Raw genomic sequence first — 19,404 nt, forward strand, 5'->3', positions numbered from 1 at the left:
GTCCTGCCGATCAGCTCGGCGGAACCGGCGGCCGGCACGACAGCCATGTCCCGGGACTCCAGATAGCCCTTGACCGCCATCGTCGTCGGCGAGCCCGAGGGACCGCACATCATCACCGCCTTGTCCCGCTCGACGAGCTGGCGGGCCGCGCCAGGTGTCTGGGCCGGGTTGAGCTGATCATCCCGGACCTTCAGCTTCACCTTGCGGCCCTTGATGCCGCCGTTGGCGTTCACCTCGTCGAAGTAGGCGGCCATGCTGTCGTACAGGACGCCGATCGAGGCCGCGGGGCCGCTCAGCGGCCCGTACGCGCCGATCACGATCTCGTCGGTGCTGCCTCCCTGGGCATCGGTGGAGCCGCCGCCGCACGCGGCGAGCAGCAGGCTCCCGGTGAGCACTCCGGACAGGACGGTGACCTTGCGCCGTCTGAACCTCGATGTGGTGAACGCGTTGTTCATCTCAGCCTCCACTGGCCATGACGTGTGATGTCGGGGTTGCCCATGCCGGGGGAGCCTGGTCGTTGGGGTGTGCCCTGAGGAACAGGCGTCCGGAAATGCCGGACACGTCGGAGCACCGGGCGGCTACTGCTCAGAAGCAGTGGCGAGAGACCGAGTCGGCCACACCACACACCGGCTTCTCACCGCCCTCGTGCTCTTCCGTGCCCCGAGCGTCACCTGCACTCCGCCGCCAGTCTCCGAGACGCTCTGGAGGGTCACGGCCGTCCGCAATCGCGACCCCACCGGAACGGGAGAGGAAAGCGCACCTTCCCGGTCCCGTAGTTGATGGCCATCTTCATGCCTTCGACCCGTATCGCCTTCGACCCGTATCGCCTGGGGGACGAGGAGCGGAAGCAGCGAGCGGGTGGCCGTCTCCGTACGCGAGGGCACCATCTCCTCCTCCACTCTGCTCAAGCGCCTGCGCTCCGGGTCGCGGAAGAACGCCACCTATGCCGCCTCCGCGAGGTCGGCCGCGTGATCCGCACCGTGCAACTGCTGCGCTACCTCTCCGACGCGCCGCTGCGCCGGCGGGTGACGGCGGCGACCAACAAGGTGGAGTCGTTCAACCGGTCCTCCCAGTGGATCGGCTTCGGCAACCGCGGCGTCATCGCGGACAACGACCCCGTCGAGCAGGAGAAGGCGATGAAGTTCAACGCGCTGCTCACGAACGCGGTGTTCTTCCACAACACCTGCAGAATCCTGCTGCGAGGGTCAGCCTCCAACACCGTGACCCGGGCAGCTGATCCGATAGCGGTGCCGTGGAGACGGGGTTTGTGACGGTTCTCGTGAGCCCTCGCCGTACTTCAGAAAAATACCCGCGGTGTTCTGCCAGCGGCAGAACACCGGCCGGTCCGGGCTCGACGATCACTACAGTCCAGTCTCATGACGACGATTTCGACGCGTACGGTCGAGTATCCGGCCGACGGTTTGACGATGATCGGGCACCTCGCGCTCCCGGCCGGTGTCGACCGCCAGCCCGCGGTGCTGATCGGACCAGAGGGCATGGGGCTCAGCGACGTCGAGCGCCGCCGGGCCGATGCTCTCGCCGAACTGGGATATGTAGCGCTGGCCTTCGACCTTCACGGCGGGCGCTATTTGGGCGACCCCGAGGAGATGCTGGCCCGTTGCCTGCCGCTGCTCGCCGATCCCGACCGGATGAGGGGCATCGGCCATGCGGCGCTCGACGTGCTGCGCACCGAACCGCGGACCGACCCCGACCGGATCGCCGCCGTCGGCTACGGCACCGGGGGAGCCGTCGGGCTGGAACTCGGGCGCGACGGCGTCAGCCTGCGCGCGATCGGGACAGTCAACGCACTGACCACGGGCCGACCGGGCGAGGCGGCGCGCATTCGCTGCCCGGTGTGGGCCGGGGTCGGGTCGGAAGACCCGATCATGCCGCCCGCGCAACGGAACGCGTTCACCGCTGAGATGCAGGCCGCGGGCGTCGACTGGCGCCTCACGGTCTACGGCGGCGCCTTGCACGCCTTCCACCACCCGCCGGTCAACCACCCGGTGGTCCCCGGCGTCGGCTACCACCCACGGCACGCGCAGCGAGCCTGGCGCGACGTCGTCGACCTGCTCACCGAGTGCCTGCCCGTGACGGAGGATCTGGGGCATGACCCGGGTAAGCATGCTGCCCCCGGGCACTGACAGTCCCCTCCCCTCAAGTCCGCACAGCAGAACCGCATTCGGGCGGATGCTCGATCGCGGCAACGCGTTCGCAACTGCCGCAGTAAATGCCGGATTCACCGCGACAGTGCCCCTACCGTGATCACCGCGACCTGCGGCGGGCCATTCCGGCCGCCGGGGCGAGGTGTACGCATTTACTGCGGCAGTGCCAGGGTGCGGGGCGGCGTGACGATCGAACCGTCAACCGGGAACTGTCCATCGCGCGCAAGGCGATCGGCTGGTGGCAGCGCCAAGGCTGGATCGAAGGCGATCCCACGATCGGCATCGATCGGCATCGATCGGCGGCCGGCGCAGCCCGACCGCACCAAGGCCCCCTCGCGGAGAACCAGATCGCCGCCCTGTGGCGCCTCGACATCGCGCTGCGGGAGGAGACCCAGTGGAAGATGCTCTACGAGTCCGCCGCACGGGCCGACGAGGTGCTGTGCCTCAACGTGGAAGACCTCTACCCACAGGACAAGCGGGGCAGGATCACCGCCAAGGGCGGGGTGACCGAGTGGATTCACTGGCAGTCCGGCACCGCCCAGATCCTGCCCCGCCTCATCGCCCGCCGTACCCGCGGCCCGCTGTTCCTCACCGACCGCAAGGCCCCGGCCGGAACACCGGCACTCGACGTGTGCCCGGAGACCGGCCGGGCGTCGACTCGGTCGCCCGGCACGTCGCCGAACTCGACCCCGCTGCACGTTGCCGCACGTTAATCCGAGCGGATCAGGGCTTCAAGATCATCCCATTGCCCCTTTGACGCGTATCCCGGTCACACCCCGTCCGCCTCGTGTAGGACCACACGTGATGTCCGACGAGCGATGCAGCGCGCTGACCCTCGCCGTTCGCGAGGGCGTCGACGAGAGCGCGGTGTTCTTGCTTCGGACAGCCGTCCAAGCTCCCCTTCGGCATCCGCCGACCTGCTGGACACCATGTTCGACGCCACCGTGGACTTCGACGACCTGGCGTGGATCAAGGACCAGTGGAACGGGCACCTCGTGGTCAAAAGGGTGCAAACCGTCGACGACGCCCGGCGGCTCGCCGAGCTGGGAGCTGCCGCGATCCTGCTGTCCAGTCACGGTGACCGACAGCTCGACCGGGCCCGGTCCCGTTTCACCTCGGGCCGGACGTCCGCCGCCGATGGTCACGCTGTGTCGGGCGGCAGCAAGGTCCGTCGCGGTAGCCCGAGCGAGCGCACATGCCGGGCGATCTCCGACAGCGGGGCGACCCAGGTGTCCGAGGTGCCGGTGACCCGCTCCATCAGCTCCTCCAGGGCCGCGGCCCGGGATGGACGGCCGGAAAGGAACGGGTGGTTGGTGAGAACGAAGCACCCGCCTTCGGCGCGCAGTGCCTCGAATTCCAGCGACCACAGTTCGAGGGCCTTGCGCGGGCTCTCGATCAGTCCGCTGCCGGAAATGTCCGGCAGATAGCAGTACTGTTCCCAGTCGTCCAGAGCCCACTGGATCGGAATCTCCACGATCGACGCAACACAGCCCGGCCCGGCGAGTTCATAGGGCACGTCGGCGTCCATCAGGCTTGAGTCGTACAGGAAACCGCGCTCCTCAAGCAGGCGGGGCGTGTGGTAGGTGGCTTCCCACATCGGGGCCCGGTAGCCGACTGGTCTGACCCCGGCCACAGTCTCCAGGGCCTCCAACCCCCGGTCGAGGTAGTCGGCTTCGGTCTTCGCATCGACGCCGGTCAATGGCTCATGGAGGAAGCCATGATGCGCGATCTCGTGACCAGCGTCCGCGATGGCGCGCACAACGTCCGGATACCTCAGGGCAGTCCAGCCCGGAACACAGAACGTGGCCTGGATCTGGCGCCGGCTGAGGATCTTCAGCAGGCGCGGGACGCCGACCAGCGGTCCGTACGACTGATGCGACATGACAGACATCCGGTCCGCAGCTGCGGGATGCCCCCAGAGCACCGCGGACTCGGCATCCACATCGAACGTGAAGGCAGCAGCGGCCCGGTAGGTCTCGGGCCAGGCGACAGGTCCTGCCGGGGCAGGCGGCGTGCTCATCGGGCGGCCTTGGCGCTGAGAGAGATGAACTCATAGGCGAGGTTGGCCGCGGCGACGCTGGTGATGTCGGCGTGATCGTAGGCGGGCGAGACTTCTACGATGTCGGCTCCCACGAGGTTGAGGCCCTTCATTCCCCGGATGACGCCCAGCAGCTCCCTGCTCGTGAGCCCCCCGGCTTCCGGGGTGCCCGTCGCGGGAGCGTGAGCGGGATCCAGCACGTCAATGTCGACCGACAGGTACAGAGGGGCGTCACCGATGGTGGCCCGCAGGCGGCTCACGACCTCGTTGACCGTGAGGCCCTCGAAGTCGGCGCAGTGGATGATCGTGAAGCCCAGCTCCGCGTCCTTGGTGAGGTCCTCCGGGTCGTACAGCGACCCGCGAATGCCCACGTGCGCACTTGAGTGGGGAAGGAACAGACCTTCCTCGGCGGCACGCCGGAAGGGCGTGCCGTGGGTCAGGGGAGCGTTGAAGTAGGTGTCCCAGGTGTCGAGGTGAGCGTCGAAGTGCACCAGCGCGACCGGTCCGTGGACGCGGTTCATGGCCCGCAGCAGCGGATAGGCGATCGTGTGGTCGCCGCCGAGAGTCACCAGCCGCTGTCCGTCACGGATCAGCTCGTACGCGCTCTGCTCTATCTCCTTGCTTGCCTCGGCGATGTCGAAGGGGTTGCACGGCAGGTCCCCGGCGTCCACGACCTGTTGATCATGAAAGGGCATCACGTCCAGGCGGGGGTTGTAGGGACGCAGCAGGCGGGAGGCTTCGCGGATCGCCGAGGGGCCGAAGCGGGCTCCGGGCCGGAAGGTGACGCCGGCATCGAAGGGGACGCCGGCGACGGCTACGTCGTGCCGTGGGACGTCCTCGATCCGGGGCAGACGCGCGAAGGTGGTGAGGCCCGCGTAGCGAGGGCTGCGGCGGCCGTCGACAGGGCCGACGGGAGCTGTCCGGGCAGGGGAGTTCAGGCGCGACACCGGGTGGTTCCTCCGTTGATCTGGATGGTCTGGCCCACGAGGGAACCGATGGAGAAGTCGGAGAGGAGTGCAACGGCCGAGGCGATCTCCTCGGGGCGGCCGATCCGGCCCAGCGGGATGCCGGCCGCGTACCTCTGGTGCAGGGCGGAGAGAGGGATCTGAGCGTCGCCCGCATCGACTTCGAGCTGAGGTGTGTCGACGACGCCCGGTGCGATCGCATTGACCAGGATGTTCTCGGGAGCCAGCTCTCGCCCCAAGCTCTTGACCAAGGCAATCAGCCCGGCCTTGGACGCTGCGTAGGCGCCGGCATTGGGCCAGCCTGTGACGCCCCACTCGGAGGAGATCACGACGATGCGGCCGCGGCCCAGGCGGCGCATGCCGGGCAGGACCGCCTGGATGAGGTGGAACGTGCCGCTCAGGTTGGTGTCGACGATGCTCCACCAGTCCTGCTCGTCGGAGTCCAGGAAGCTGCCCATGGTCATGTAGGCGGCGTTGCAGACCAGGACGTCGATGTCGCCGACGTCCTGCTGGAGCTTCTGCACCAAGGCATGAACTTGGGCTGGGTCGGCCACGTCGGCCGGAGCGGCCACACCACGGGCGGCCTGAACCACCGCGTCCATCGAGGGTGTGTGCGCAGGCCCGTTCACGGCCACACGGGCGTCGTCCTGAGCCAGTCGAAGGGCGACGGACCTTCCGATCCCCTGCGTTGCGCCCGTCACGAGGGCGAACGCCGAAGGAGCCGGCTGGGAGTCGGACATGGTCAGATCACTGCTCCGGAGTTCGGGGAGATGATTTCGCCGGTGCAGAAGGTTGCTTCCTGCAGCAGATAGCGCACGATGGCGGCGATCTCCTCAGGGGTCGCGAGCCGGCGTGCGGGCAAGGTGGCGAGGTAGTCGGGCGCGCGCCAGGGGGAGTCCGCAGGCAGCATGGGAGTGTCCGTGGGGCCCGGCGCGACTGAGTTGACGCGAACGCCGTGCGCAGCGAACTCGGCAGCAAGGCTGCGGACGAGCCCGATGACGGCCCCCTTGGCCGCCGCGTAGTGCGCTTCGCCCTCGCCGCCGCCGATGGCCAGCTCCGAGGAGATGGCAACGATGCTTCCACTGCCCTGCTCGACCATCGAGGGCAGCACCGCACGAGCAAGGTTGGCGAGTCCGCCCAGATGCACACGCAGCATCAGGTTCCAGTCTTCGGCGGTGATCTCCCCGAATGGGGATACCGCGTAGTGTCCGGCGGCGGTCACCAGACCTTTGATCGGTCCGAGCTCCTGATGGACGCGGGCGACCGCTTCCTGCATCTGACCGGCATCAGCGACATCGCCGGTCAGCGCCAGGTCCACGGCGGGACTTCGGAAGGGGTTCCGGTCGATGCCGGCCACCTGCCAGCCTTGAGCCTGGAGGTCGCGTGCAACCTGAGCACCCATGCCGCTGCCGGCCCCGGTGACCAGGGCGACCTGAGGGGATGTCATGTACTTTCCTTCACCGTATCGACAGGGGCGGGGGAGGCGTCTGGTAGAGACCGTGCGGAAGCGGACAGCCGGCTCGCCAGAGGTGCCTTGATGCGATTTCGCACGATTGCGAAGACTAGGGTACCGACGACGGTGAGGAATCCCGTTGTCAAGAGCATGCTCCAGCGCAGGTACCAGGTGTCGCCCATGGAGGAGCGTGGCCAGGCGATGTTCACTGTCTGCGCGATGGTCCACAGCGCCGCGAGGATCGTCACGGGGGTTCCCCACCGGCCGAGGCTGAAGGCGCCCGGCTGCCATCGGCCCCGGAGCCGTGTGATGGCAGCGCCGATGACCGGGACAGCGAAGGCGATCTGGAAGCCCATCGTGGTGAAGTTGACCAGCACGCCGTAGAGGTCGCTGCCCGCGAGCAGGACGAGGACGGCCGCCACGACACCGGTCAGGGCGATGGCGTTGACCGGAAGCCTTTCGGGGCCGGCAAGCCTGACCAAGACCTTCGATCCGGGCAACGCATCATCCCGGGCCGAACCCCACAGACAGCGCGAGACCGCAGCCTGCACTGCCAGGAAACTGGATATAAACCCAATGACAAACAATATCAGCAGTGGGCGGGCGACGCCTGAGCCCAACTGGCTGACCAGTGTGTCGGTCACCGGGTCGCCCGGCTGATCAGCCATGACCTTGTCGAGGTCAGGGATGGCCAGGATCAGGGCGACGCTGGAGTACATCACCGTGGCAGCCACGCACAGCAGGGAAAGGATGATCGCTTTCGGTACGTTGCGTTCCGGGCGCTCCACCTCTTCCGCGATGGATCCGGCTGCCTCAAAGCCGACGAACGACCAGCCTACGTACACCATGGCCACCAGCAGTGGGCCGCCCAGCCAGGAGCCGGCCCCCTGCGTGCCGAAACCGTCGAAGAGGACGTCCACCGGATTCACCCGGTGGAAGATCAACAGAACCGTGCTCAGACCGACGGAGCCGATGACTTCGCAGATGATGCTGGCAATCACCATCACCTTGAGAATCCGGCGCCCCACCATGTTCGCCAGACTGCCGAGGGCGAGCACGGCGATGGCTGTCGCCACCGTCATGCCTTGACTGACCTCGGTGACGCCCAGAGCTGCCAGCAGAAACCCCGCCGCACCATAGGCCAGGGTCGACAGGGCAATGGTCAGCCCCCAGATGTAGGCCCATGCGGCCACCCAGCCCCAGGACGCGCCCCTCATGTGCCGGGTCCACTGGTACACGCTGCCGGCGTAGGGCCAGCGCGAGGACAGCTCACCGAAGACGCAGGCGACGAGCAGCTGGCCGACCAGAACCACGGGGAACGCCCAGAAGAAGGCCGGGCCCGCCGAGAACAGCCCCAGGGTGAAGATGGCGTACAGGGCGACGATGGGCGACACGTCGGCAATGGCCATCGAGAAGGCTGAACGGAAGCTGAATCCACGATTCAGCCGGCTCTCCTGGGAACCGCCGGCGCCTTCGGCCCGCTCCGCTGCCGATGCAACCGGATGCTCTGGCATCAGTAGCTCCTTGCTGCCCCTGACCTGGGGCGATCCGTGTCTCGGCCGCGTCACGCGTGTCGGGACTCCAGGGAGTCTCCGGCCAGCGGGGGGTGGAGGTCCACAGATCGAAAACCACAATCTCCCCTTGCGTCTTGAGCGATCGCATAAGAAGATTGCGGCGAAGTTATAGTACGTGGATGGAGTCGATGTGCCGGCCACTGTTGCGACCGTGCTCGGCCTACCTCACCTGCGGCTTTCGCTGTTCGCCGGCTCGGACGGGCTGAGCCGCACGGTGACGTGGGCGCACGCCTCAGACCTCGACAGCCCCTGGGATTGGATGGCCGGCGGTGAACTGCTCATGCGCAACGGGTGCACCCTGTCGGCCGGCGGGCGTGCCCAGGCAGCTCTCGTCGAGCGATGTGCCCGCGCCGGTGCCAGCGGCATCCTGATCGGCGAAGACCCGCAGACCCCGCAGTTGAGCCAGGAACTCGCACAGGAAGCCGACCGCCACGGCCTGGCCATCCTCACGGCCTCCTACTCCGTCAGCTTTGTCGCCGTCGCCCGCGCCGTCGCCGACGCCAACTCAGGCGAGACCCCGGCGCGCTTCGGCCAGATCGAAAGGGTCTACGGAGCCCTGCGGAACAGTCTGGACGGCCGCACCGGAGACTCGCCCACAGCTCGCCTTGGACGCGAACTGGGCTGTCGCCTCCTGCTGTTGGACACGGCAACTGCCAATCCGGTCGACCCCGCAGGGGACAAGCCCGAGCCTGAACTGGCCCAGGCGCTTCTTACCGCAGTGCGCGAACACGAGGGCCGCATCCCAGGAGTCCTTCATCTGCCCTGGCCCAGGAACACGAGCGTGCTGGCCGTCGAGGTTCCGGCGGAAGAGCCCACGGTCCTTGTCTCCGTCGACCTCCCCGGGATGGACACCTCTCTCCTGCACCACCTGGCGACTGCTGCGGCTGTCGAGACGGCGCGGCAGGCCATGCTGCGGGAGCACGAACGCCGATTGGGATCGGAGCTGCTGGCCCAGTTGCTGGACTCCAGGATTGAGACGGACGCAGCACGCCAGGAACTGACTCTCCACAATCTGCCGTCCGAGGACCTGGTCGTGGTCGCCCTGCACCATGAGGCAGGACCGAGGCAGCAGGATCTGCACCTGGTTCTCGGCCGCAGGCGTGTCCCGCACCTGCTCCTCCAGCGCGGAGACGTGCTGATGACTCTGCTACGGGACGAGGAGTCGGACCTGGCTGTGCTGCGCAACCGGCTCGGCGCCCACACTCCGGCCGGCCTCAGCACCCGAAAGACACAGGAAGGGATCCCGGAAGCGCAGCACGAGGCGGTCTGGGCGCTGTCCCTCGCCCGCAGTTCCGAGGACCGGCTGGTGCGCTACGGCGAGAAGACGGTTCACACCGTCCTTCGCAGTGTGGAAGAAGCTCGTTCCATCGTCGACCGGGTACTGGGCCCCCTCATCCGATACGACGCCACCAACGGCACCGACCTGACCGGCACCCTGCAGACATTCCTGGTGCACCAGCGCTCGTGGCAACGCACCGCGGCCGCGCTGAACGTGCACAAACAGACGGTGATGTACCGCATCCAGCGCGTACAGGATCTCACCGACCGGAAACTGGCGGAAACGGCCGACATCACGGAGCTATGGATCGCTTTCCAGGCATCCGCATTGCTCGCGGGCAGCGAGATCGGTCGCCCTCCGCCCCGCTCGCACTGAACACAGCGCACGCGGGCGGGGCCCGCGCAGAGGGGGTCGTGCATGGCCCGGCCGAAGCCGGCGAATAGCCGAGGACGGCTAACGATCATTTGCGTTCGCAACTCGATTGGGATCTTTCGCCGCAGTGCGCGCAGGTAGCGTCCGGCGCGGGCGGCAGGCCATGCCCCTGGTCGCCGCCTGCGACAGTCTGGAACGGCTCTGGAGTGCCCCGATGCCGTTCCTCCTCCAGCGCCGCTGCGGCCCGGGGAGGAGTGCCGCGGGCCCACGGCGCAGGAGTGGCAGGACTTCCTGGCTCACTTGGCGGCGCCCGGGCCTCAGGTGCCGTATGCGGAGAGGAACACCTCGACGTCAGCCGCCGCGGTGGCGGCGATCTCCGCCTCGGAAGGGAGCATGCTCGGGTCGAGCAGCGCGTACAGACGCCGGGCCTGGAGCATTCCGACCAACTGGAGCGCGGCGAGGTCGACATCGTCGATGGCCAGGTCGCCGCGGTCGACGAACTCGCGGAGCGCGGCCGCCAGGTGGGAAATGGCCGGGAGGGGACCGGCCCGCAGGTAGCGCTTGCCGATGTCGGGGCGGTTGTGTGACTCGGCCACGACGAGGCGGAGCAGGCCCACGGTGCGGGGGTCGAACAACACCTGGGCGTAACGGCGGGACAGAGCGGTCAGCCTGGTGCGCAGATCCTCGTGCGGGTCGTCGTGCCCGTCGATCTCCTGGTGGATACGGTCGGCCGCGGAGGCGACGATCTCGGCGAGCAGCTCGTCCTTGCTGCCGAACTTCGCGTACACGGTGGCCTTGGACACGTTGGCCGTGGCAGCGATGAGGTCCATGGTGGTACCGGCGAATCCTCGTTCGAGGAAAACCGCCTGAGCCGCCTCGATGATCGCGGATCGCTTCTCGTCGGTAGTGCCGCCCAGGCGCCGCTCGTCTCGCCTCTCGCGCTTCATCTTCTCCGGGACCCCTTGACTCTGCTCCATGAGGGCCTACGCTACCAGAAGCTGAACTAGACGGACCAGTTCAGTCAAAACTGCTGGTTACGGCTTCGATAGGCGCGAACCGCCATGTTGAAGCCGGTGTCGGCCGATGCCCGGTGACCGTTCGCTCCTCCGGACTCGGCCGCGTCGGCGGCCGACGTCGAGCCGGCCGACCTGCCTCCAGGACGCTGGGAGAACTCAGAAGAGACGAGGTTCGATGACGCAGATTGTGATTACTTCCAGTGGCGCCGTCCGCGGAAGTTCGGAGAACGGGCTGGCCGTGTTCCGGGACATCCCCTACGCGGCGCCGCCGGTCGGTGACTTGCGCTGGCGACGCGCACAACCTCACGAAGGGTGGGCCGGTGTTCGCGACGCGACACGCTATGGGCTGAGCGCACCCCAGCCCTACGTGCCCGGGGGGAACCCCATCCTGGGCGAGCACGGGTCTCCACCGTTCGGGGAGGACTGCCTGACGCTCAACGTCTGGACACCAGGGCTCGACGGAGCGAAACGTCCGGTACTGGTGTGGATCCACGGCGGCGGCTTCCTCACCGGCTCGGGAAACATGCCCTGTTATTCCGGCGACGGTTTCGCGCGAAACGGGAACCTGGTTGTCGTGACGATCAACTATCGCCTTGGTGCCTTCGGTTTCCTGCACGGCATGGTGCCCGGGCACTCGAACCTCTGGCTGAGCGACCAGGCAGCGGCATTGAGCTGGATCGCCGAGAACGCCGCCGGCTTCGGCGGCGACCCGGATTCCATCACTCTCATGGGACAGTCCGGCGGAGGATTCTCCATCGGAGCTCTTGCCCGGCACCCCACGGTTTCCCGGCTCTTTCATCGCGCGATCGTTCAGAGCGCACCACTGGGACTCGATCTCCCGGCGCACGAGGAAGCGGCCGAACGTACCGATGTACTGGCCGACTCACTCGGCCACGCCGACCGACTGGGCCTCGTCGGCGAACCAACCGAACGCCTCGTCGAGGGAACGATCGCGGTGCTGCGCCGGCTCGCGGAATTCGGACGGTGGAATCTCGCGTTCACGCCCGTTATCGACGACCTCATGCCCATCCACCCGCAGGACGCACTGGCAGACTCCCGGGTCGAGCTGCTCATTGGCTGGACGCAGGATGAAGGAACGTTCCCCTTCATCGCCGATCCGCAATATGACCAGAGCGCCGTCGACGACGTCGTCGCAGTCCTCCGGAAAAGACATGACGACCCCGAGACCGTCTACCGCCGATATACCGATGTGGTCGGCGACGACGCACGTGACGTACTGAGCGCGGAGTGCGGAGACCATATGTTCAGATCCCCGGCGAATGGCGTCCTGGCGCGCCGCGCGGACCGAGGTGACACCTACGGATACCAGTTCAATCTCGACTCGTTGGCGTTCGGCGGCAAACTCGGTGCCACGCACTGCCTGGAGCTTCCCTTCACGTTCGCCAACGCGGAGAAGTGGGACGCGCCGTTCCTGGCCGGGCTCGAACCGGGACTCATGGCCTCAATCAGTGCACAGATGCACCGTGCGTGGATCTCCTTCATCCGTGACGGCACGCCCGAAACGGAATCCCTGCGCTGGCCTGCCGTCGACAGTACGGGGGAGAACCTGATGACGTTCGACTCCGTGTGCCGGGTCATCCCGAGTGCCGGCTTCGGGCACCCGCAGCGCACACCTGCCGGCACCTCTTCCGCGCCGTCCGGTGAACAGCCGAAACCCTGACCGGAACAGATCGGCGGCCGAAGAGAAGTCAGGCACCGGCATACCGGCACGGCTTCTCCACACAGTCCGATCGGCTGAGAGCCGAGAAGGGCGGGAGGGCCGGCGCAGCGTGCCTTCGCGGTGTCCGCCGGGTAAAGCAGTCCCGGCCGGACGAGGACCGCGCTCGCCGCAAAACCGTCCTCCCATCGATCAATCACACTCTACTGATTTCAGATAGACAGGAGACATCAGCCAATGATCGCACCCGATCTCATTCTGACCAATGGGAAGATCGTCACGGTCGACCGGGAGTTCACCATCGCCCAGGCGCTGGCCATCGCAGACGGGAAAATCGTCGCCGTCGGCACACAGGCTGACGTCGAGGCCCTGGCCGGGAAGGGGACCGAGAAGGTCGACCTGCACGGCAAATGTGTCGTGCCCGGTCAGATCGACAGCTATCAGCACTTCATCACCGCGGGTATCGACATGCTGGGGGACCGCGGCGCTGTCAACCTCATCACGCTCACCTCCATCGACGAGATCCTCGCGGCCATCAAACATCGGGTGGATATCACCCCGGAGGGGCAGTGGGTAGCGGCCGGTTGTATGTACCGAGGGGCACTCGCCGACGGCCGGTGGCCCAACCGCTGGGATCTCGACAAGATCGCGCCCAAACATCCCGTCTACATCAGGCAGGGCGGCCGGCCGATCATCGCGAACAGCTACGCCCTGCGGCTGGCGGGCATCGGCAGGGACACACCGGACCCCACGGGGCCCGACGGAATCATCGCGCGCGACGAGAACGGCGAGCCCACCGGCCAGCTCATCGGGGGAGCGGCCGATATGGCGAGGGAAGCGTGGTCACGGCTGCTCGGAGGACCGGCGTGGGAGTGGGACTTCCTGCACTTCGAGCATGAGGCAGTGGTGGACGCGGCTCTGGCACAGCAGCGGGTCAACCACGCCTGCGGTATCACGACCGTACGGGACGACGCGACCTACCCCGTTGAGATCCGGGCCTGGGCGGACGCCCATCGCCGAGGTCTGCTGCGGAACCGGCTGAGCGTACTGGTCGCCGTGCCGGAACGGCATCTGTGGGCCAAGGAAGACCGGGACCAGTTCTTCGGGTCCTACTTCGAACCATGGGAGATGGGCGGCGACCGGCTGTGGATCGAGGGAGTGTCGATCGGCTACAACCTTGAGGGCTGGATGCAGATCGATGAGCCCGGTCTCCGCGACATGGTCCTCGAATCCGTGGCCCGCGGCTGGACTGTCGCCATTCCGCCGAGCATCGGGGTGAGTGAATCGGTCGACGAAGTGCTGACCATTCTGGAAACCGCAGCGGAAGCCGCCCCGGAGACGTTCGCACGACGGCGGCACACCTTGACGCACCCCCACGGGCTACGGCGACCGCAGGACATCGAGCGCGCGAAGAAGCTCGGACTCATGCTGAATCCCAACCCGCTTCTCAGCTACTACGCGGCCGAGCGCTCGCTGCGTATGCACAGCCAGATCCAGACCACCGGGTTCCACCAGGGAATGAAGCAGGACGCCTGGAACCAAACGGTCAACATGTGGGCCCCCCGTATCAAGGACTGGCTCGACGCCGGCCTCGTGGTCAGCGGCGGCTCGAACATCCCCGCCGCGACGTACGACCCCGAGCGGCCTTTCCTGGGGCAGTACTCCGCATTGACGAACGACACCCTTGCCGGGGTACTGCTCCCGGACCAGGCGATCACCCGGGAGCAGATGCTCAGGATGTACACGAGCAATGCCGCCTACGCGCTCAAGCGGGAGGACCGCATCGGGTCGCTGGAAGCCGGAAAGTACGCGGACCTGGTCGTACTGGATCGGGACATCCTGACGTGCGCGGATGCGGAAGTGGCCGAACTCAAGGTCCTGGAAACCTATTTCGAAGGTGAGCTGGTGTACGAGCGGACGTGATCCCGAGTTCGGAGGATGCCGTTCCATCTGATCCGGTGGACCACGACCCCGGATAGCTGTGCCGTGCATGCGGGTGGGCAACGCGACCCGGCGGGTGGCCGCGTAGGCCGATCGGAACTCAGTCTGAATCCATATGGAAGGAGTGGTGGGAATGCCCTACCTGGACAGTGGTGATACGCGACTGTTCTACACAGACGAGGGGCAAGGCCCCCAGACGCTGTTGCTGATGCACGGGTGGGGAGTGGACTCGAACGACTGGGTCTGGCTCATTCCGCTGCTCAATGACAGGTACCGGGTCGTCGCATGCGACCTGAGAGGCCACGGGCACTCGTCCGCTCCCGGGAACTACGCACTGGAACACCTGGTTCACGACATGGTCGACCTCGTCCGTCATCTCGATTGCGAGCAGGTGGTCCCTGTCGGGCACTCCCTCGGGGCCGCGGTCGCGGCATCGATGGCGGTTGAGCACACCGACCTCGTCACGGCGATGGTCGCCGTGGACCCTGCGTACGGGCACGACCGGGAGTTCGTGGCGGTACTCGAAGCCGGGCGTGAGGAATGGCGGCGGGCGCCGGGCGAAGGGCAGCGGATCCTCCTCGACCAGATGAATGCCGCGGGGACAACACCGGAAACCCCCGACTTTCTGCGGACCTTCAACAGCCGGCGCATCCAGAGCATGCCGAACGAGATGGTCTGGAAGCCCTACGAAGGTCTCGCCGATGCGGCATCCGGAGTGTTCCAGCGCGACACCGCGACCGAGTACCTCAAAGGCCGTCGATCACCCGTACTGGCGATCCACTCCCTGCCGGGGAAAGCCGCGTGGGAGAGGACGACCTTCCAGCACCCCCACTCCAAAGCGATCGAATGGGAGGGCTCCGGCCACACCATTCAGGTCGAACGCCCTCAGGAGCTTGCCCAGGTGATGATCGAGTGGCTCCGCGGCCTGTCGGCCGGTGAGCGGTGATGGAGACCCGGGAACAGCGCGGAACGCTCCCCGACGGCACCCCGTTCCTGATGCGGGTGCCCTCGAACTGGAATGGTGTCCTCATCCGGGACATGGACTTCGCCAGTGCCGCCGACGAAACACCGCTCGACGAATCGCTGCTCGCCTCCACCGGGGCGACGGGCGGCAGCGCCGACCGCTACCGGTCCATGCTGACGCGCGGATACGCGGTCGCGGGGACCGCGCGGCACCCCATGGACTTCTTCCAGTACGACCCCGTGCACGAGATCGCGATGCTCGACGAGGTGCTGGTCCGCTTCGAGTCCATGTTCGGGGCACCCGCGCGAGTGATCCAGTACGGAGGCTCAGGCGGGGGCCATGTGTCGCTGGCGGTCGCGGAGGACTTCGCCGAACGCGTCGACGGCGTGATCGCCTTCGACGCACATACGCCCGTATGGCTCATGAACACACACCTGGACATGTGGTTCGCGCTCAAGGCGCTCATCGGCCCGGACGCCGAAGCCGCGGGTCTGACAACGCTTGACGAACTGCTGGTCGCGGGCCTGCCCAACGCGGGTATGCGCAGAGTCGGTGACACGATCGCCTACCTGCCGGACGCGGCGATCGAGAACGCGTGGCGCGCGGCCATCGGCGCGGCGCAGCGCACCGCGCGGGGACGGGCCCGGATCGCCTTGGCGATCACCATCGGACAGTGGCCGGCCTGGGGGAGCGGACTGTATCCGAAGCCGAAGCTGGACAATCCGCACGAGCTGCAGCACAGCATGTACCACCTCGTGAACGAGGACGCGCTGAACGCCGGCGGCGCCGGGCGCATCATCTTCGAGAACGGAGGTCGCGGGCAGCAGCTCTCGTGGAACACCGGTGTCGACTACGCCGACCTCTTCGAGAACGGAAACGGACACTACCGGCGTGCTGTTGAGCAACTGTACGCCGAGGCGGGAGCAACACTGGATGCCGACCTGGAACGGGTCAACGCGGCACCCCGTATCGAGGCGTCGGAGTTCGCGCTCGAATTCTGGAACGCACCCGGACGCAATGTCACAGGGAACCCCCGGGTGCCTGTCCTCCGGGTGAACGGACTGGGCGACACCGCGGTTCCGTTCAGCCTTGCTCAGGGCTACCGCGAGCGAGTGCACGCGACGGGGAACGGCGACCTGGTCCGCTTCGCCTTCGTCGATTCGGAGGGACACCTCGCGTCCAGTACCGCCGAAAGCGCCGCCCTGATCGAGGTCATGACGCGCCGACTGGACACCGGACGCTGGGACGACACAGCCCCGGAGGCGCTCAATCGCCTCGCCTCGACGCTGGACGAGGGGACAGCGGCGCGATTCACCAGCCTGGAGGCGCATGGGCTCGCCGTCCGCCGGTACAACCGCCTGTGGGTTCCGCAGGAATGAGCCGCCCGTCGCGGGAGGCCGCCACGGCACCACTTCCGGAGCTGCTTGCCCGCTCGTGAAACAGCCCACCCACAGCCACCCGGACGCCGCTGCGCACCACCGCGCAGTGTACGGCCGGATCGGACGACCGAGCAGTTCAGCCCCCCACCGTCGGGCTCCGGTCATTGATGGAGACGTTTGCTCCACATTCCTCTACGCCTCAGACGGAGGTTCCGGTATGCCGGCATCACCACGAACACGACCACGACCACGCCCCATGCTCCTCATCTCCACCAGCGCGGTGGTCGTCTACTTCCTCCTCGAATCGATGCTGGCTCCGGCCCTGCCCGAGATCCAGGCCGGTGTCGACGGTACTACCGCGTCGGTCGCCTGGGTCTTCACCGGTCTGCTGCTGTCATCGGCGGTGAGCACTCCGCTGGTGGGCAGACTCGCCGATGTCGCCGACAAGAGGAAGATCCTGCTCTCGGTACTGGCGATCGTCGCCGTCGGAGTGGCACTGGCCGGGGCGGCGACATCCGTCTGGCAGCTGGCGATCGGCCAGATCCTGCAGGGTGTGGGACTCAGCCTCGCCCCCCTGGCAACCGGTGTCATCCGGGACACACAGCCGGCGCACCTGGTGCGCCGCGGCAATGGGATCATCATCGCCGGCGTCACACTCAGTACCGGCGTGGGGCCTGTCCTCGCCGGCCCGATCATCAACGCGGTCGGCTACCGCTGGCTGTACTGGGGCGGCCTCGTCCTGCTGGTCGTGATCGGCCTGGCAGCCGCGGTGGCCACCCCGGCCATGCGGCCACAGCACCGGGGCGATGTCGACTGGACCGGTGCGGCCCTGCTGGGAAGCGGGCTGCTGGTCCTGCTGATCGGCGTGACCATGGCACCCGATTGGGGGTGGCTCTCGGCGGGTCTGCTCGGTTCGGTGGTCCTCTCGCTGGTACTCCTCGCGTTCTTCGTCGTCGTGGAACTGCGAGTCGATGAGCCGCTGGTCGACCTCCGGCTGGGCAGACGTGTCCTGGCGATCACGGCGGTGGGCTCGTTCATGGTGGGCTTCGCCACGACCTTGGCGTACGTCTGCATCCCCAACATCGTCGTGGCACCGGAATCCACCGGCTACGGACTCGGTGGCACCGCCACCACAACCGGCCTGATACTGCTGCCGCTCGGCGTCACAGGCGCGATCGCCGCGGCACTGACCGGCCCACTGGAACGGCTGCTCGGTCCACGGCTCGTGATCACCCTGGGCAACGTGCTGATTGTCGGCAGTTGCGTCACCATGCTCACCCTCGCGACCGACGCGGTGACCTACGCTGTCGCCGCGGGGATCCTGGGCATGGGGCTCGGGCTCGTATTCACCGAGCTGATCAACGTGGTCACCGCCTCCGTGCCCGCTGAACGAGCCACCAGCATCGCCGGACTGCCCTTCGTTCTGCGCAGTGTCGGCGGCACACTGGGCAGTCAGATCAGTGGCAGCGTGCTGGCCAGTGACCTGCTCCCCGGCATCCCGGTGCCGACGTGGGACACGTACACCACTGTGTTGTGGCTCACCATCGCCGTGGTCGCCGTCGTGGCCGCGATCAGCATGGCGTTGCCTGCCCGTGCGCCGACCGACCAGCCGTTGAGCACGGCTGTCTGAATCCCGATGGCGGCGACCGGCTGCGGACCGGCCCGCCGGAAGGCGGCCCCGCGGGCCCTGGTTGAACACCGCACCGTACCGCCGAATGAGCCCCGTTGGGCCGGACCCGCTCGATCAGCTCGTGTCACAGCACCGTCGACAACACACACATCAGCCGTCCGCACAGGAAAGGATTCGGGAAATGGGACAGATGACACTACAGGAGATGGACGCCGAACGATCGGCCCTCGTGGTCATGCACTACACGAATCACGCAGTGCACCCCGAAGGCTTCTTCATGCGGAACTCACCGCCCTGGCCTGCGATGATCGCCGAGGCGATTCCCCAGGTACAGACGGCACTCGCCGCCGCCCGGCAGGCCGGCATGCTGGTGGTGTTCGCCCAGGGAGCATGGTCGGAGGGCTATCCGGAGCTCAACAGCAAGAGCGGAGGGCTCGGCGAGATCCCGCAGGTCGGCAGGAACATCGTGGGCAGCTGGGACGCGGAGTTCTACGAGGCCGTGGCGCCGCGGAAAGGCGAGATCACCCTCCGGATGACCGGATTGAGCGCCTTCAGCGGCACGCCGCTCGGGCGAATCCTCGTCATGAACGGCGTGATGAACCTCTTCGTCATCGGTGTCAGCAGCCGTGGATGTCCGGAGTCGACCGCCCGGGAGGCGCTCGATCTGGGGTACCGGGCGGTCGTTCTGCGCGACTGCTGTCCGGGCGAGCCCAGCATGGGCAGATACGAGTACGAGGCGTTCATCGAATGGGCGGAACATGTCGCGACCGCCGTCGTGACCGCCGATGAGCTGTCCGACTGGCTCCTGCCGCAGGCGGCCGGTCCGGAGACACCGGCGTGAGCCCGGTCGGCGGCCTGAAACCGCAGTCGTAAGGAGCGGGCCGCCTGCCCGGCGGACGGATGTGCCGGCCGTACCCTCCCACCCGCGGGAAGAAGAGCGGGGACTGCCG

17 protein-coding genes and 2 pseudogenes are annotated in these 19,404 nt (G+C 67.2%); 11 read left to right on the top strand and 8 right to left on the bottom strand.

All coding sequences use genetic code 11. The annotated features are described in order from the left end of the window. Positions 1-455 (bottom strand): ABC transporter substrate-binding protein (locus tag ACWF94_RS09910; protein ID WP_453486463.1); only part of this gene is annotated, 455 nt, incomplete at its 3' end. Positions 456-585: 130 nt separating this feature from the next. Next, positions 586-823: pseudogene (locus ACWF94_RS09915) on the bottom strand (dehydratase); the annotation flags it as partial. A gap of 145 nt (positions 824-968) precedes the next feature. Here ACWF94_RS09915 and ACWF94_RS09920 point away from each other — a divergent pair. From ACWF94_RS09920 to ACWF94_RS09935, 4 genes and pseudogenes are all read left to right on the top strand, one after another. After that, a complete protein-coding gene (locus tag ACWF94_RS09920; protein WP_453486465.1) occupies positions 969-1,271 on the top strand; it encodes a Tn3 family transposase in 303 nt (100 codons plus the stop codon). Between the two features lie 105 nt (positions 1,272-1,376). Beyond that, positions 1,377-2,144 (top strand): dienelactone hydrolase family protein, encoded by a 768-nt coding sequence (locus ACWF94_RS09925; RefSeq protein WP_453486466.1) that lies wholly within the window; start codon positions 1,377-1,379, stop codon positions 2,142-2,144. Between the two features lie 86 nt (positions 2,145-2,230). Beyond that, positions 2,231-2,878 (top strand): hypothetical protein, encoded by a 648-nt coding sequence (locus tag ACWF94_RS09930; protein WP_453486468.1) that lies wholly within the window; start codon positions 2,231-2,233, stop codon positions 2,876-2,878. Positions 2,879-2,983: 105 nt separating this feature from the next. Next, a pseudogene (locus ACWF94_RS09935) lies at positions 2,984-3,262 on the top strand (alpha-hydroxy-acid oxidizing protein); the annotation flags it as partial. 44 nt (positions 3,263-3,306) lie between these two features. Here ACWF94_RS09935 and ACWF94_RS09940 read toward each other — a convergent pair. The 5 genes from ACWF94_RS09940 to ACWF94_RS09960 are packed head-to-tail and all read right to left on the bottom strand — an operon-like array spanning position 3,307 to position 8,135. Then, entirely contained in the window at positions 3,307-4,185 is an 879-nt protein-coding gene (locus ACWF94_RS09940) for a polysaccharide deacetylase family protein (protein WP_453486469.1), read from the bottom strand. After that, positions 4,182-5,150, bottom strand: coding sequence for an agmatinase (speB, locus tag ACWF94_RS09945; protein ID WP_453486471.1), 969 nt, complete (start codon positions 5,148-5,150; stop codon positions 4,182-4,184). The genes ACWF94_RS09940 and speB overlap by 4 nt, the downstream gene beginning before the upstream one ends. Next, the gene (locus tag ACWF94_RS09950) at positions 5,138-5,908 is read right to left on the bottom strand and encodes an SDR family NAD(P)-dependent oxidoreductase (protein ID WP_453486473.1); all 771 of its coding nucleotides are present in this window, start codon (positions 5,906-5,908) and stop codon (positions 5,138-5,140) included. Before ACWF94_RS09950 ends, speB begins: the two co-directional genes overlap by 13 nt. Before the next feature lie 2 nt (positions 5,909-5,910). Beyond that, positions 5,911-6,615 (bottom strand): SDR family NAD(P)-dependent oxidoreductase, encoded by a 705-nt coding sequence (locus ACWF94_RS09955; RefSeq protein ID WP_453486475.1) that lies wholly within the window; start codon positions 6,613-6,615, stop codon positions 5,911-5,913. Further along, positions 6,612-8,135, bottom strand: coding sequence for an APC family permease (locus ACWF94_RS09960; RefSeq protein ID WP_453486476.1), 1,524 nt, complete (start codon positions 8,133-8,135; stop codon positions 6,612-6,614). The genes ACWF94_RS09955 and ACWF94_RS09960 overlap by 4 nt, the downstream gene beginning before the upstream one ends. A gap of 190 nt (positions 8,136-8,325) precedes the next feature. Here ACWF94_RS09960 and ACWF94_RS09965 point away from each other — a divergent pair, with 190 nt between their 5' ends. Continuing rightward, positions 8,326-9,849: a PucR family transcriptional regulator gene (locus ACWF94_RS09965; RefSeq protein ID WP_453486478.1), complete on the top strand. Its 1,524-nt coding sequence runs from the start codon at positions 8,326-8,328 to the stop codon at positions 9,847-9,849. 314 nt (positions 9,850-10,163) lie between these two features. Here ACWF94_RS09965 and ACWF94_RS09970 read toward each other — a convergent pair whose 3' ends face one another. After that, complete coding sequence (locus tag ACWF94_RS09970) at positions 10,164-10,823, bottom strand: TetR/AcrR family transcriptional regulator (protein ID WP_453486479.1); 660 nt, start codon at positions 10,821-10,823, stop codon at positions 10,164-10,166. A 214-nt stretch (positions 10,824-11,037) separates the two neighbouring features. Here ACWF94_RS09970 and ACWF94_RS09975 point away from each other — a divergent pair, with 214 nt between their 5' ends. The 6 genes from ACWF94_RS09975 to ACWF94_RS10000 all read left to right on the top strand — a co-directional run bounded on the left by ACWF94_RS09975 (position 11,038) and on the right by ACWF94_RS10000 (position 19,295). Further along, positions 11,038-12,543, top strand: a complete 1,506-nt coding sequence (locus tag ACWF94_RS09975; protein WP_453486480.1) for a carboxylesterase/lipase family protein — start codon at positions 11,038-11,040, stop codon at positions 12,541-12,543. 234 nt (positions 12,544-12,777) lie between these two features. Then, the gene (locus tag ACWF94_RS09980) at positions 12,778-14,463 is read left to right on the top strand and encodes an amidohydrolase (protein ID WP_453486482.1); all 1,686 of its coding nucleotides are present in this window, start codon (positions 12,778-12,780) and stop codon (positions 14,461-14,463) included. 151 nt (positions 14,464-14,614) lie between these two features. Continuing rightward, positions 14,615-15,427 (top strand): alpha/beta fold hydrolase, encoded by an 813-nt coding sequence (locus ACWF94_RS09985; RefSeq protein ID WP_453486484.1) that lies wholly within the window; start codon positions 14,615-14,617, stop codon positions 15,425-15,427. Then, entirely contained in the window at positions 15,427-16,824 is a 1,398-nt protein-coding gene (locus tag ACWF94_RS09990) for a hypothetical protein (protein WP_453486486.1), read from the top strand. Before ACWF94_RS09985 ends, ACWF94_RS09990 begins: the two co-directional genes overlap by 1 nt. Positions 16,825-17,080: 256 nt before the next feature. Then, positions 17,081-18,454, top strand: a complete 1,374-nt coding sequence (locus tag ACWF94_RS09995; protein ID WP_453486488.1) for an MFS transporter — start codon at positions 17,081-17,083, stop codon at positions 18,452-18,454. Between the two features lie 181 nt (positions 18,455-18,635). Then, the gene (locus tag ACWF94_RS10000; RefSeq protein WP_453486490.1) at positions 18,636-19,295 is read left to right on the top strand and encodes an isochorismatase family cysteine hydrolase; all 660 of its coding nucleotides are present in this window, start codon (positions 18,636-18,638) and stop codon (positions 19,293-19,295) included. Positions 19,296-19,404 lie beyond the last annotated feature (109 nt).

The sequence above is a fragment of the Streptomyces sp. NPDC055078 genome (genome assembly GCF_053607985.1).

What these genes read in the sequence shown, in the direction of transcription:
- ACWF94_RS09980 (WP_453486482.1), top strand. Translation starts at nt 12,778, where the DNA reads ATGATCGCACCCGATCTCATTCTGACCAATGGGAAGATCGTCACGGTC.
- ACWF94_RS09990 (WP_453486486.1), top strand. Translation starts at nt 15,427, where the DNA reads ATGGAGACCCGGGAACAGCGCGGAACGCTCCCCGACGGCACCCCGTTC.
- ACWF94_RS09960 (WP_453486476.1), bottom strand. Translation starts at nt 8,135, where the DNA reads ATGCCAGAGCATCCGGTTGCATCGGCAGCGGAGCGGGCCGAAGGCGCC.
- ACWF94_RS09950 (WP_453486473.1), bottom strand. Translation starts at nt 5,908, where the DNA reads ATGTCCGACTCCCAGCCGGCTCCTTCGGCGTTCGCCCTCGTGACGGGC.
- ACWF94_RS09985 (WP_453486484.1), top strand. Translation starts at nt 14,615, where the DNA reads ATGCCCTACCTGGACAGTGGTGATACGCGACTGTTCTACACAGACGAG.
- ACWF94_RS09940 (WP_453486469.1), bottom strand. Translation starts at nt 4,185, where the DNA reads ATGAGCACGCCGCCTGCCCCGGCAGGACCTGTCGCCTGGCCCGAGACC.
- ACWF94_RS09995 (WP_453486488.1), top strand. Translation starts at nt 17,081, where the DNA reads ATGCTCCTCATCTCCACCAGCGCGGTGGTCGTCTACTTCCTCCTCGAA.
- ACWF94_RS09955 (WP_453486475.1), bottom strand. Translation starts at nt 6,615, where the DNA reads ATGACATCCCCTCAGGTCGCCCTGGTCACCGGGGCCGGCAGCGGCATG.
- ACWF94_RS09975 (WP_453486480.1), top strand. Translation starts at nt 11,038, where the DNA reads ATGACGCAGATTGTGATTACTTCCAGTGGCGCCGTCCGCGGAAGTTCG.
- ACWF94_RS10000 (WP_453486490.1), top strand. Translation starts at nt 18,636, where the DNA reads ATGGGACAGATGACACTACAGGAGATGGACGCCGAACGATCGGCCCTC.
- ACWF94_RS09925 (WP_453486466.1), top strand. Translation starts at nt 1,377, where the DNA reads ATGACGACGATTTCGACGCGTACGGTCGAGTATCCGGCCGACGGTTTG.
- ACWF94_RS09970 (WP_453486479.1), bottom strand. Translation starts at nt 10,823, where the DNA reads ATGGAGCAGAGTCAAGGGGTCCCGGAGAAGATGAAGCGCGAGAGGCGA.
- ACWF94_RS09930 (WP_453486468.1), top strand. Translation starts at nt 2,231, where the DNA reads ATGCCGGATTCACCGCGACAGTGCCCCTACCGTGATCACCGCGACCTG.